This window comes from Streptomyces sp. GLSS-08, from assembly GCF_056387915.1.
In genome coordinates, this window is sequence record NZ_JBWJAQ010000006.1 from 1 (window position 1) to 13,033 (window position 13,033).

The 13,033-nt window shown below is 71.6% G+C and carries 10 protein-coding genes; 3 read left to right on the forward strand and 7 right to left on the reverse strand.

Annotated elements, in window-relative coordinates; translation table 11 throughout:
* The first annotated feature begins 351 nt into the window (after positions 1-351).
* Positions 352-1,053, forward strand: a complete 702-nt coding sequence (locus tag AC0ZLC_RS12115) for a DUF5995 family protein (RefSeq protein ID WP_476751936.1) — start codon at positions 352-354, stop codon at positions 1,051-1,053.
* Positions 1,054-1,099: 46 nt separating this feature from the next.
* Here the strand turns inward: AC0ZLC_RS12115 and AC0ZLC_RS12120 are convergent, their stop codons facing one another.
* Together AC0ZLC_RS12120 and AC0ZLC_RS12125 are read right to left on the reverse strand one after the other, a co-directional pair.
* Complete coding sequence (locus AC0ZLC_RS12120; protein WP_476751937.1) at positions 1,100-2,794, reverse strand: flavin monoamine oxidase family protein; 1,695 nt, start codon at positions 2,792-2,794, stop codon at positions 1,100-1,102.
* 53 nt (positions 2,795-2,847) lie between these two features.
* The gene (locus AC0ZLC_RS12125; RefSeq protein ID WP_476751938.1) at positions 2,848-3,633 is read right to left on the reverse strand and encodes a carbon-nitrogen hydrolase family protein; all 786 of its coding nucleotides are present in this window, start codon (positions 3,631-3,633) and stop codon (positions 2,848-2,850) included.
* 317 nt (positions 3,634-3,950) lie between these two features.
* On the opposite strand from AC0ZLC_RS12125, the gene AC0ZLC_RS12130 reads away from it, so the two are divergent.
* The gene (locus AC0ZLC_RS12130) at positions 3,951-4,541 is read left to right on the forward strand and encodes a Repetin (RefSeq protein ID WP_476751939.1); all 591 of its coding nucleotides are present in this window, start codon (positions 3,951-3,953) and stop codon (positions 4,539-4,541) included.
* 37 nt (positions 4,542-4,578) lie between these two features.
* On the opposite strand, the gene AC0ZLC_RS12135 is transcribed toward AC0ZLC_RS12130, so the two are convergent.
* From AC0ZLC_RS12135 to rpe, 5 genes are all read right to left on the reverse strand, one after another.
* Positions 4,579-5,031, reverse strand: coding sequence for an Lrp/AsnC family transcriptional regulator (locus AC0ZLC_RS12135; protein WP_358852678.1), 453 nt, complete (start codon positions 5,029-5,031; stop codon positions 4,579-4,581).
* Positions 5,032-5,041: 10 nt separating this feature from the next.
* A complete protein-coding gene (locus AC0ZLC_RS12140; RefSeq protein ID WP_476751940.1) occupies positions 5,042-6,541 on the reverse strand; it encodes an amino acid permease in 1,500 nt (499 codons plus the stop codon).
* Positions 6,542-6,871: 330 nt separating this feature from the next.
* The gene (locus AC0ZLC_RS12145) at positions 6,872-8,314 is read right to left on the reverse strand and encodes a GuaB1 family IMP dehydrogenase-related protein (protein WP_476752248.1); all 1,443 of its coding nucleotides are present in this window, start codon (positions 8,312-8,314) and stop codon (positions 6,872-6,874) included.
* 573 nt (positions 8,315-8,887) lie between these two features.
* Positions 8,888-9,931 (reverse strand): sugar-binding transcriptional regulator, encoded by a 1,044-nt coding sequence (locus AC0ZLC_RS12150; RefSeq protein WP_358852680.1) that lies wholly within the window; start codon positions 9,929-9,931, stop codon positions 8,888-8,890.
* Between the two features lie 79 nt (positions 9,932-10,010).
* Positions 10,011-10,697, reverse strand: a complete 687-nt coding sequence (gene rpe / locus AC0ZLC_RS12155) for a ribulose-phosphate 3-epimerase (RefSeq protein ID WP_476751941.1) — start codon at positions 10,695-10,697, stop codon at positions 10,011-10,013.
* A gap of 179 nt (positions 10,698-10,876) precedes the next feature.
* On the opposite strand from rpe, the gene AC0ZLC_RS12160 reads away from it, so the two are divergent.
* Complete coding sequence (locus AC0ZLC_RS12160) at positions 10,877-13,033, forward strand: MMPL family transporter (RefSeq protein ID WP_476751942.1); 2,157 nt, start codon at positions 10,877-10,879, stop codon at positions 13,031-13,033.

The following is a 13,033-nucleotide window of genomic DNA, read 5'->3' on the forward strand; positions in this document are numbered from 1 at the left end:
CCCGAGAGCTGGACACGGAGAAAGCAGAAACGGATCCTCCCAGCTCATCCACCTCAGCTTTGCCGAGATCCGACGCCTGATCACCCGCCTCACGAACCGCCGTCCTACCCCGGTCGATGACGTTCTGCACTGGTCACACTGGCGACGACGACGCCAGCACCAAGCCCGCATCAGCCACTACAAACGACGCGGACACAGCCCCTGAAACTGCCCAGCAATCAGCACAAGTACCGTTGCAGTACTAGGCGCGCACGCGGCCGGGAAGGTCCCCGGTGCGCGTCGTTCCCCCGTTCCGGGGAAGCGCCCGGCCCGGCGGCACTCCGCCGGGCCCGGGACTGGCACCCTGCCCCCATGGCGCAGTCGGAACAGCTCACCGGGACCGTCGACGCGGTCGTCCTTCGTATGCGCGCCCTCGACGCGGACCTGCCCGAGCGGGACGGTGTCGCCGTCTTCAACCGCGTCTACCTCGCCGTCACCGAGGAGGTCGCCCGGCGTCTGGCGGTCGGTCACTTCGTTGACCCGGCGGCCGCCGTCACCCTGGACGTGCGGTTCGCGCAGCGCTATCTGGCAGTCGCCGAGGAGGAGCACCGGCCCGCCTGCTGGCGGCCGCTGTTCCAGTTCCGGCGCCATCCCGGCGTACGGCCGCTGCAGTTCGCCCTCGCGGGCATCAACGCGCACATCGGGCACGACCTGGCGCTCGCGGTCGTGGACGCCTGTCGCGCGCTCGGCTGCGAACCGGCCGATCTGGAGGACGAGTTCGAGCGGGTGGGCGACCTCCTCGTCTCGCTGGAGGAACGCATCCGCGAGGATCTGATGCCCGGCCCCGATCTGCTCCAGGTCGCCGATCCGCTCACCCATCTGCTCGGCTCCTGGAGCCTCGATCGGGCCCGCGACGCCACCTGGTCGGCGGCCCGGGCGCTGTGGGCGCTGCGCGGACTCCCGGAACTCGCCGAGGAGTTCGGCCGGCGTCTCGACGCCGCGGTCGGCCTCACCGGCCGGATGCTGCTCACGCCGCTGCCGTACCGGACGGGCGGACCGTGGGCCGGGGTGTGAGCGACCGGAGCGGGAAGCCGGCAAGCTCCCCGCTCCCCCGCATCCGTCAGTCCTCGGGCAGTTCGACCGGGGCGATCTCGTCGTAGACGTCGCCGGGCCCGGGGTTGGTCGGGTCGGTGGCGCCGCCGAGCTGGCGCATGACGCCCCACACCGCGTTCAGCGCCGTCTGCACGGCACCCTCGGCCCAGCCGGCCGTCCAGGAGATGTCGTCGCCCGCGAGGAAGATGCCGCGCTTGTCCTCGTCGAGCCGGTCCTGCATGAAGTGGGTGAACAGGCGCCGCTGGTAGCGGTAGTGGCCCGGCAGGTTGGCCTTGAACGCGCCCATGAAGTAGGGCTCGTTCTCCCAGGAGACGGTCACCGGGTTGCCGATGATGTGCTTCCGGATGTCGACCTTCGGGTAGATCTCGCCGAGCGACTTGAGCATGACCTCCATGCGCTCGTTCGCGGACAGCGGCAGCCACTTCAGGCTGTCGTCGCACCAGGTGTACGACAGGCAGATGACCGCCGGCCTGTCCGGGCCGTCGTCGAGGAGGTAGGTGCCGCGCGTCATACGGTCGGTGAGCGTCATCGACATGACGTCCCGCCCGGTCTCGTCGTCCTTGTCCAGCCAGAACGGACGGTCCACGGGGACGAAGAGCTTGCTCGACTCCATGTAGTGCGTGCGCTCGATCGCCGTCCAGTGGTCGATCGGGAAGAGCGAGTCGTCGCAGGCGATCTTGGAGAGCAGCATCCAGGACTGGGCGGTGAAGATGGCCGCCCGGTACGTACGGATGTCGCCGTTCGCGTCCGTGACGGTGATCCGGTTGCCGGCGGTGCGGCCGAGCCGGGTCACGGCCGGGCGCGGGGTCCCGTCGTGCAGCGTCGACAGCGACGTGCCGTACGGCCAGTGCACGATCTTCTCCGGCTCGCGCTCCCACAGGCGCAGCGGCAGCTGCTGGGAGCCGCCCACGATGCCGCGGTGGTGGTCGTCGGCCTCGGTGTAGACGACGCGCAGGATCTCCAGGATGGAGTTCGGGAAGTCGGTGTCCCAGCCGCCGGTGCCGAAGCCGACCTGGCCGAAGATCTCGCGGTGCCGGAAGGACTTGAAGGCCTCGGAGTCGCAGAGGAAGCCGTAGAAGGTCTGGTTGTCGAGCTTCTCGACGAGCTTCGACCAGATCTCGCGGATGCGCGGCACGTCGCGCTCGCGCATGGCCTGGTTCATGTCGGAGAAGTCGGCGCCGTCCTGGAGGCAGGCGTTCCAGGCGGCCGCGACCTGCCGGTAGACCTCGGGGAGGTCCTCGACGGTCTCGGCGTAGTGCGACTCGCCCTTGAGGTCGACGACGGTCGACGGCGTGCTCTCGGCCAGCGGGTTCGGGAACGGCCGGGTCTCCAGGCCCACCAGGTCGATGTAGTGCTGGAGGGCGGTGGAGGACGGCGGGAAGCGCATCGCGCCCATCTCGGCCGTGAGGGAGGGGTCGCAGCCCTCGAAGCCGACGGTGCGCAGCCGGCCGCCGATCTGGTCGGCCTCGTAGACGACGGGCTTGAGGCCCATCTTCATCAGCTCGTAGGCGGCCACGATGCCGGACAGCCCGCCGCCGATGACCGCGACCTCGGTGCCGTGCTCGGTCGCGGGTATCTGGCCGAGGCCCGCGGGGTGCGCGAGGAAATCGTCGTACGCGTACGGGAAGTCCGGGCCGAACATGGTGATCGGCGGCTGCTGCGCGTCGGCGTGCGGGACGGCGGTGGGCACCGTGGACGTCATGGGGTACGGACTCCTTGCGGGGAAAGCCGGGTGCGGGGAGAGGGCGGCCGGGTTCAGACCAGCGACCCGTAGAGGCCGGGGTGGCGGTCCTTCAGGTACGGGTTCGCCTCGCGCGAGGCCGCCAGCAGGACGGGGTCGGCGTCGGCGAGGACCAGTTCCTCGCCGCGGCCCGCGCGTCCGCGGGCGATACCGTCGGGTCCGGCGAGCGTGGAGAGCCCGACGAACTCGAACTCCCCTTCCCGGCCGGTGCGGTTGACGTACGCGACGTACATCTGGTTCTCGAAGGCGCGCACCGGGACGACGGACTCGGCGACGAACTGGAAGGGGTGCATCTGGGCGGTCGGCACCAGGAGGAGGTCGGTGCCGGCGAGGGCGTGCGCCCGGACGTTCTCCGGGAACTCGACGTCGTAGCAGATCATCAGGCCGACGCGCAGTCCGCCGAGGTCGGCCTGGACGACCGGCTGGTCGCCGGGGGTGAAGTGCTCGCGCTCGAAGCAGCCGAAGAGGTGGGTCTTGCGGTAGTTCGCGAGGGGGCCGTCGGCGGAGATCAGCCGGACGGAGTTGTAGACCCGCTCGCCGTCGCGCTCGGGGTAGCCGTAGGCGACGGCGACACCGTGCCGGGCGGCGAGCTCGGCGATCGCGTCGGCCGCGGGGCCGTCGGCGGGCTCGGCCAGGCGGGCGATGTCGTCGCCGATCGCGTACCCGGTCAGGAACATCTCCGGTGCGACGACCAGTCCGGCGCCCGCGGCGGCGGCGCGGCCCGCGGCGTCGTCGAGAACCTTGAGGTTCTCGGCGACGGAGCCGGGGCGGCCGGAGCTCTGGAGCAGGGCTGTGCGCATGCGTGTTCCTCACCGGGGCGGAGGGGGTTCGGGGGGCGGGTGACCAGCGTGGTCGCCCAGATAGACGGTACGGTCGCCGCGCTCGGCGGGACAAGGAGCAGCCGTTGCGCGCCGGTGGACGATTCGTTGCGTGCGAGCGGGGGCGTGCGGTGATTCGTTGCGCACCCTGAGGCGTACCTCCCCTCCCCCTCGGGGTGCAGGCCGTGGGCACGTCCCCGCCGGACGGCGGAGGCACGGTGACGTCCCTGGCACGATGTGCCTTCCCGGTGCCGGCGGCAGAGTGACGGATGTCCACCTGACCTGCGGAAAGGACCGTCATGAACCGCTCTGACCGTCGCACCCGGCTCGCCGTGCTCGGCACCGTCCTGCTGCTCACCGCCGGAGCGGCGGAATCCGCCGCCGCGTCCGGCACCGGACGGTCCGGAACCCGGCACGCCGTCGCGGGCGCCGGCGGTGAGCGGGAGAAGCGCGAGGCCGCCGCGCTGACCGGCACCGCCAAGCTGTACCGGTCGGCCGGCGACGACATCACGTTCACCTTCGACGCCCATCTCGCGGCGAAGGACGGCGCCGACCCGACGAAGGCCACCGGCACCTTCGAGTTCAGCCACTACGTGAACGGCGCCGGCGCCCGGGCGAAGGCGGAGGTCGACTGCCTGCTCACCGGGGGCAGGGTCGCCGTGGTCTCCGGGGTGATCACCGACTCCGACCTGCCCGGCGCCGAGGGCAGGCGGGTGGGCATCACGGTCCACGACCTCGGCTCCCACGACCGGCTGGGCTACAGCTGGGCGGCGGTCGGCAGTCCCGTGGAGACCGAGGACCTGCCGGCGTGCGTCGGGTCGGCGCCCTTCGAGAAGGTGCGGCGCGGCACGGGCGACTACCGGGTCGTGCCCTGGCGGCCGAAGCTCTGAACCCGGTCGTGGGACCGGCCCGGCGGCCCCGCCGGTCCTACGTGGGTGAACCGGCCGAGAAACGCCTGAGCAGCGGTGAGAGGACGAGCACGGACTTGGTCCGCTCGACGAACGACTCCCCCGCGATGCGCTCCAGGACCCGCTCGAAGTGCCGCATGTCCGAGGCGAAGACCTGGACGACCGCGTCCGCCTCACCGGTGACGGTGGAGGCGGCCACGACCTCCTGGTAGCGCTCCAGGCCGCGCTGGATGGTCTCCGGCGAGGTGTTGCGCCGGCAGTAGATCTCGACGAACCCCTCGGTCTCCCAGCCGAGCGCCGCCGGGTCCACCCGGACGGTGAATCCGGTGATGGCGCCGGTGGCCCGCAGCCGGTCCACGCGCCGCTTGACGGCGGGCGCGGACAGGCCGACGAGTTGCCCGATGTCGGCGTAGGAGCGGCGGGCGTCCTCGGCGAGGGCGTGCACGATGCGTTCGTCGAGATCGTTCAGCAAGGCGGGTGGTTCACTTTTCTGCGATGGCTGCGGAGTCTGCGGCCGGGACACCGGCGGCGGCCAGCTTGGAACGGCGGTGGCCGTAACTGAAGTAGAACACGAGCCCGAGGGCCATCCAGACGCCGAAGACCACCCAGGTGACGGCCGAGAGGCTGCCCATCATCCAGAGGCAGAAGGCGAGGCCGAGCGCGGGCAGCACGGGCGACAGCGGCACCCGGAACGTGCGGTGCATCTCCGGTCGCGTACGGCGCAGGACGACGACCGCGACATTGACCAGCGCGAAGGCGAAGAGCGTGCCGATGCTGGTCGCGTCGGCGAGCTGGCCGAGCGGGATCGCGGCGGCGAGGACACCGCAGAACAGCGAGACGATCACGGTGTTGGCGCGGGGCGCGCCGCTCTTCGGGTGGACGCGGGAGAACACCTTCGGCACCAGTCCGTCGCGCGACATGGCGAAGAGGATGCGCGTCTGGCCGTAGAGCACGGTGAGCACGACGCTGGCGATGGCGATGACCGCGCCGGCCGCGAGCAGGGTGCCCCAGACCGTCTGCCCGGTGACGTCCTTCATGATCCCGGAGAGCGCGGCCTCCGAGTCGCCGAACCCCTGCCAGGGCATGGCGCCGACGGCGACGGCCGCGACGACGACGTACAGCGCCGTCACGATGACGAGCGAGAGCATGATCGCGCGCGGCAGGTCGCGCTGCGCGTTCTTCGCCTCCTCGCCGGCCGTGGAGGCGGCGTCGAAGCCGATGTAGGAGAAGAAGAGCGTGGCACCTGCGGCGCTGACGCCCGCCATGCCGAGCGGCATGAAGTGCTCGTAGTTGCCGGACCGGAAACCCTGGACGCCGATCGCGCAGAACATCAGCAGCGCCGCGATCTTCACGACCACCATGATCGTGTTGGCGCGGGCCGACTCCTTGGCGCCGCCCAGCAGGAAGGCCATCGCCAGCAGGACGACGATGAGCGCGGGCAGGTTGAAGATGCCGCCGTCGCCGGGCGGCGCGGACAGCGCGTCCGGGATGGTGACGCCGATCGTGCCGTCGAGCAGCTCGTTCAGGTATTCGCCCCAGCCGACCGCGACGGCCGCGACCGAGACGCCGTACTCCAGGACGAGACACCAGCCGCAGATCCAGGCGATCAGCTCGCCCATCGTTGCGTACGCATACGAGTACGAGGACCCGGAGACCGGGATCGTGCCCGCCAGCTCGGCGTAGGAGAGGGCCGAGAAGAGGGCGGTGAGACCGGCGATCACGAAGGACAGCGTGACCGCGGGACCGGCCTTCGGGACGGCCTCGCCGAGGACGACGAAGATGCCGGTGCCGAGGGTGGCACCGATGCTGATCATGGTCAGCTGCCAGAGGCCGAGGGAGCGGCGCAGGCTGCCACCCTCGCCCTGGCCGCCCTCGGCGACCAGGCGTTCCACGGGCTTGCGCCGCATGAGGCGCGCGCCGAGGCCCGGGGACGGTGGGGCGGAGGAGGTGCGGGACTGCGGGGGTGCGCCTTGGTCGAGCACGCGCTGGCTCCTTCATCGCTGCCGGTCGGAAAGGGCGGGGACCGGCAGCACCCCTGACAGCAGGGACCCACCGAGCGGGGTCCCCGCCACACCACGTACAGCGCTTGACCCTACGAGTTCGGGCTTCACGGGCGTAATGCAGCAACCTTGCGCGTCTCCGCAAGATCGTTGCGTTCATCGCATCCGGGCGCACGTTCGTTGCGCGGGGTCTTTCGACCGTTGCAAGGGGCCCTTGCGGGGGCCGCCCCGAGGGGCCGGGGCCGGTGCGCGCGGGTACGCCGACGGCCCCCGTGGTCGTACCTCGGGGGCCGTCCGGGTCGGTGGCGCGCGTCAGCTCCAGCTGGCGTGCAACGCCTTGCCCTCCGCGTAGCCGGCGGCGCTCTGGATGCCGACGACGGCCCTCTCGGCGAACTCCGCGAGGGAGTTGGCGCCCGCGTAGGTGCAGGAGGACCGGACACCCGCGATGATCGAGTCGATCAGGTCCTCCACGCCCGGCCGGGACGGGTCGAGGAACATGCGCGAGGTGGAGATGCCCTCCTCGAACAGCGCCTTGCGGGCGCGGTCGTACGCGGACTCCTCGCTGGTGCGGTTCTTGACGGCGCGGGCCGACGCCATGCCGAACGACTCCTTGTACAGGCGCCCGTCGGCGTCCTGCTGGAGGTCGCCCGGGGACTCGTACGTGCCCGCGAACCAGGAACCGATCATGACGTTGGAAGCACCGGCGGCCAGCGCCATCGCGACGTCGCGCGGGTGGCGGACACCGCCGTCGGCCCACACGTGCTTGCCGTACTTCCTCGCCTCGGCGGCGCACTCCTTGACCGCCGAGAACTGCGGGCGGCCGACACCGGTCATCATCCGGGTGGTGCACATGGCGCCGGGGCCCACACCGACCTTGATGATGTCCGCGCCCGCCTCGACGAGGTCCCTGACGCCGTCGGCGGCGACGATGTTGCCCGCGGCGATCGGGACCTGCGGGTCCAGCGCGCGCACGGTCCTGATCGCGGCGATCATCGACTCCTGGTGGCCGTGCGCGGTGTCGATGACGAGGGTGTCGACCCCCGCGTCGAGCAGCTGCTTGGCCTTGCCGGCGACATCGCCGTTGATGCCGACGGCGGCGGCGATCCGCAGCCGGCCCCGCGCGTCGGTGGCGGGCGTGTAGAGGGTGGCGCGCAGGGCGCCCTTGCGGGTCAGGATGCCGGCGAGCCTGCCGTCCCGGTCGACGGCCGGGGCGTACCGGCGGTTGGCGGTGTCGAGGCGGTTGAAGGCCTCGCGCGGTTCGATGTCCGCGTCGAGCAGCAGCAGGTCCTTCGACATGACCTCGGACAGCTGCGTGAAGCGGTCGACGCCGGAGAGGTCGGCGTCGGTGACCACACCGACCGGGCGGGCGTCCTCGTCGACGACGACGCCCGCGTTGTGCGCCCGCTTGGGCAGCAGGGCCAGCGCGTCGGCGACGGTCTGGTGGGGGGCCAGGATGATCGGGGTGTCCAGCACCAGGTGGCGTCCCTTGACCCAGGACACGACCTCGGTGACGACCTCGATCGGAATGTCCTGCGGGATGACGACGAGGCCACCGCGACGGGCGACGGTCTCGGCCATCCGGCGCCCGGCGATCGCCGTCATGTTGGCGACGACGAGCGGGATGGTGGTGCCCGAGCCGTCCGGCGAGGTGAGGTCCACGGCCTGGCGGGATCCGACCGCGGAGCGGCTCGGCACCATGAAGACGTCGTCGTACGTCAGGTCGTACGGGGGCTGGATGTCGTTGAGGAAACGCACGTGCTGCACATCCCAGTCGATCAGAGGTGGCCCCCGGACAGGTCAGCCAGGGGGAAGAGCACGTACTTCATTGTCCCATGTCGAGGGGCGTGAACGGCCCGGACAGATCATCCAGGCCCATCGGCGGGGGGTTGGTCGGATCCTCCAAGCGCGAGGACGGCGGACGGCCGGCCCGGCTGCGGCCGAAGCGGTCGAACTCGTCCCCCGCCCCGCTCTCCCGGGGCCACCTCCGGGCCGGCGGCCCCACCGCCGAGGCGGTCAGAGCCGTCCGGGCCCGCCCCGGCGTCCCCAAGCGGTTCACGGGGTCGTCGGTCAGGCAGTGACCGGGGTGACCGCTCAGGTCGGCGGCCGGGTCACCGCTCCCCGCGGTGACCGGATCGCCCCTTCTGATGTGGCTCGGGTGTTGACGGGGACGCTCGCTCCGGCGGTGGCGGGACGCTTGCTCCGGCGGTCACGGGAGGCCACTCCGGCGGTCGGCCTCCCCGTGAACACTGGAGCTGCCTCCCCGTCAACACCTGAGCTGCCGAGGAGGCCGCCTCACCGCCCTACGGCCGCACCGTCACCGCCGCCCGCTCAGGGCCCGTCCGGGTCCGCCCGGTTGAGGGCGGGACGCGGCGTCGGACCCGCTGTCATCAGGTAGTCCGCGGCCGACGTGTCCGTCACCAGGCTGGTGACGAGACCGGAGCGCAGCACCGCGTCGATCGCGGCGGCTTTGCGCTGGCCGCCCGCGATCGCGACGACCTCGGGGATACGGCGCAACTGGTCCGCCTTGACGGTGATGCACCGCTCGCCGAGGTCCCGGCCGACCCGGCGCCCCTCCGCGTCGAAGAGGTGCGCGGACATCTCCGCGGCGACACCGAGGGACGCGTAGTGCCCGCGTTCCTCGTCGCTGAGCATGTCGTGCACCGTCGAGATGCCGGGCTCCCAGGAGCCGATGGAGACGCAGGCGACCGTGACCTTGTCGAAGTACTCGAAGGCGCGGGCGAGCCCGGTCTGGTTGCGCAGCGCGGCCGCCGTGGCCGCGTCGGGCAGCAGCATCGGCGCGTAGATGGGGTGGGCGTCCCCGCCCGACACCTGGGCGGCGCGCCGCACCGCCTCCACCGACCCGCGCTCGGCGGTCCCGGCGTCGTACACCCCCGTCAGCTGCACCACCGTGCAGGGAGGCAGCCGGGAGAGCTCGGCCGCCATGTGGATGGTGGAGCGGCCCCATGCCAGGCCGAGGATGTCGCCCTCGTTGACCAGCTCGGCGAGCAGGTCCGCGGCGACCTCCCCGAGGTTCTCGGGGTCGGGCGACTCCTCCGCGTCGGCGGGGGACTCGACCACGACGGCGTGCCTGAGGCCGTAGCGGGCGCGCAGTGCGTCGGAGCGCTCCGCGTCCAGCTCGGCCGGGACACGGATCTCGATCCTCACGAGATCCCGTTCGAGAGCGGTCTCCAGGACCCGGGCCACCTTGAAGCGGCTGACGCCGAACTCCTCGGCGATCTGGATCTTGGATTTGCCCTCGAGGTAGAAGCGGCGGGCCATGGCCGCCGCCTGGACCAGCTCAGCGGGCCCCATCCGCATGGCTGACCGGCCCGCCGACATACCCGACACGGCGATCTCCTCACTGCTGTTCACACTCTGGATTCGCCGTTCATCCTTGCAGATCCGGCGCACTTGATCCGCCCCGATGGGACGGCGTTCACGTTCCCTTGGTTCAGTGGTCGCACGCCCAGGAGGCACGGGCGGTCGCCCCCGCCGCCTGCGTGCGCAGTGCACGTACCGCCTCGGCCGGGTCGGACGCCCCGTAGACCGCCGATCCGGCGACGAAGACATCGGCGCCGGCCTCGGCGCACCGCTCGATGGTGGTGGCCGAGACGCCGCCGTCCACCTGAAGCCACAGCTCCAGGCCGTGCTTGCTGATCAACTCGCGGGTGCGGCGGATCTTCGGCAGCATGATGTCGAGGAACGACTGGCCGCCGAATCCCGGTTCGACGGTCATGATCAGCAGCATGTCGAGCTCGGGGAGCAGATCCTCGTACGGTTCGATCGGCGTCGCGGGCTTGAGCGCCATGGAGGCCCGGGCGCCCTTCGCCCGGATCTCGCGGGCGAGCCGCACCGGCGCGGCGGCCGCCTCCACGTGGAAGGTGACCGAACCGGCTCCCGCTTCCACGTACTGCGGCGCCCACCGATCGACGTCCTCGATCATCAGATGGCAGTCCAGCGGCGTGTCCGTCGCCCGGGCCAGGGACTCTACGACCGGCACACCAAGCGTGAGGTTCGGTACGAAATGATTGTCCATCACGTCGACGTGGAGCCAGTCGGCTCCCTCCACCGCCGCTGCCTCCTGGGCAAGGCGGGCGAAGTCGGCGGACAGGATGCTGGGGTTGATCTGCACGGCCATGCCCCAAGACTGCCATGCCCGGCGCCGGTTGCTCCCCCCGGTCCAGACCTGGACCGGTCCGCGGAGGTCCGGGGCCGTCGCACCGGTGTCGCGCCATGGCCGGACATGCCGTACCCGGCGGCCCACCGGCTCGGGACACGACTGCGGGGGTGGCGATGACGGCGGGGAAGGAACATCGGATGCGCCAGGGAGTCGTCGGGTTCGTGTGCGGACGGCGCAGCAAGTGGCTGATCGTCGGACTGTGGCTGGTGCTGCTCGTGGTGGCGGCGCCGCTCGCGACGAAACTGACCGGCGCCCAGGACAACGACGCGGCGTCCTGGCTGCCCGGCACCGCCGAGTCCACCCAGGTCCTGGACGCCTCGGAGGGCTTCAGGCCCGAGCAGATCCCCGCAGTCGTCGTGTACGCACGCGACGGCGGCCTCACCGCGCAGGACAAGCAGCGGATCACCGAGGACGTCCGCGAGATCAAGGCGCTCACCTCCCACGGCGTGCGCGGCGCCGAGACCCGCGGCCCCCTCTACAACGACCGGGCGGCGCCCGCGGCCGCCGAGATCTTCGTGCCGATCACCATGGACGAGAAGGGATGGGAGCGCATCGCGCCGGCCGTCGACTCGATCCGGGCCGAGACCGGCGAGGGCGGCGACGGACTGGCCGTGCACATCACCGGGCCCGGAGGCACCTCCGCCGACTTCTCCGCGGCCTTCGAGGGCATCGACTCCACCCTGCTGTTCTCCGCGATGGCGGTCGTGATCGTGATGCTGCTGCTCACCTACCGCAGCCTCACGCTGATCTTCGTCCCGCTGATCGCCGTGGTCGTCGCGCTGTTCACCTCCCAGGCGCTGATCTACCTGCTGGCCGAGCACGCCGGTCTCACCGTGAACGGGCAGAGCGCCGGGATCCTCACGGTCCTCGTCTTCGGCGCGGGCACGGACTACGCGCTGCTGCTGGTCGCCCGCTACCGGGAGGAGCTGCGCCGCCACGAGGACCGCCACGAGGCGATGGCCCTGGCCCTGAACCGAGCGGGCCCCGCCGTGCTCGCCTCGGGTGCCACGGTCGTCCTCGGCATGCTGGTGCTGCTGGCCGCCGAGATGAACTCGACGCGCGGTCTGGGCCCGGTGGCCGCGATCGGCGTCGCCGTCGCCCTCCTCGCCATGATCACGCTCTTCCCCGCCCTGCTGCTCGTCTTCGGCCGCTGGGTCTTCTGGCCGTCCGTCCCGCACTTCGGCTCTTCCGACCCGACGTCGCACGGCGTCTGGGCCCGCATGGGCCGCCGCATCTCCCGCGAGCCGCGCGCCATCTGGGCCGGCACGGCCCTCGCGCTCGCCGTGCTCTCCCTCGGTCTGCTGCAGCTTCGCGCCGAGGGCATCGGCAACGCGGACGCCTTCACCGGAAAGCCGGACTCGATCGCCGGTCAGGAGGTGTCCGCGCGGTACTTCCCGGCAGGCAGCGGCGATCCCCTGGTGATCGTGGCGGACGAGACCAGGAACGCCGAGGTGCGCGCTGCGGTCGCGCGCACCGAGGGGGTGGTGCCCGGCAGCATCACCGTGCCCGCCGGGACCACGGCGTCGCACGACGGCAAGGTCCTCTTCGAGGCGACCATGTCCGCCCCGGCCGACAGCGAGGCGGCGAAGCACACGGTCGAGCGGGTACGGGACGCCGTGCACGCCGTGCCGGACGCCGACGCCCAGGTGGGAGGCGGCACCGCGGCCCTGCTCGACATGGACGCGGCCACGACCCGCGACAACCTGGTGATCATCCCGGCGGTCCTGCTGGTCGTCCTGCTGATCCTGATGCTCCTGCTGCGCGCGGTGGTGGCGCCCCTGCTGCTGATCGGGACGGTCGTACTGTCCTTCGCGGCGGCGCTGGGGGCCAGCGCGCTCGCCTTCCGCCACCTCTTCGACTACGCGGGCGAGTCGACGGACTTCCCGCTGTTCGTCTTCGTCTTCCTGGTGGCTCTCGGCATCGACTACAACATCTTCCTGAGCACCCGCATCCGCGAGGAGGCGGCCCGCCGGGGCACCCGCGCGGGCGTCGTGACCGGACTCGCCGCGACGGGCGCGGTCATCACCTCGGCGGGTTTGGTCCTCGCGGGCACGTTCGCCGCGCTCGGCACCCTGCCGATGGTCGCCTTCGCCGAGATCGGTTTCGCGGTCGCCCTGGGGGTCCTGCTGGACACCTTCATCGTCCGCTCGGTCCTGGTGACGTCCCTGTTCCTGGACGTCGGACCGAGGGTGTGGTGGCCGCACCGCCTGGCCGGGGAGGACCCGGGGCACCCTCCGACGACGCCGGCTCCCGGGGAACCGGCGTCACGACCGGACGCTGACCGCACGGGATAG

What these genes read in the sequence shown, in the direction of transcription:
- AC0ZLC_RS12120 (WP_476751937.1), bottom strand. Translation starts at nt 2,794, where the DNA reads ATGACGTCCACGGTGCCCACCGCCGTCCCGCACGCCGACGCGCAGCAG.
- rpe (WP_476751941.1), bottom strand. Translation starts at nt 10,697, where the DNA reads ATGGCCGTGCAGATCAACCCCAGCATCCTGTCCGCCGACTTCGCCCGC.
- AC0ZLC_RS12130 (WP_476751939.1), top strand. Translation starts at nt 3,951, where the DNA reads ATGAACCGCTCTGACCGTCGCACCCGGCTCGCCGTGCTCGGCACCGTC.
- AC0ZLC_RS12125 (WP_476751938.1), bottom strand. Translation starts at nt 3,633, where the DNA reads ATGCGCACAGCCCTGCTCCAGAGCTCCGGCCGCCCCGGCTCCGTCGCC.
- AC0ZLC_RS12160 (WP_476751942.1), top strand. Translation starts at nt 10,877, where the DNA reads ATGCGCCAGGGAGTCGTCGGGTTCGTGTGCGGACGGCGCAGCAAGTGG.
- AC0ZLC_RS12115 (WP_476751936.1), top strand. Translation starts at nt 352, where the DNA reads ATGGCGCAGTCGGAACAGCTCACCGGGACCGTCGACGCGGTCGTCCTT.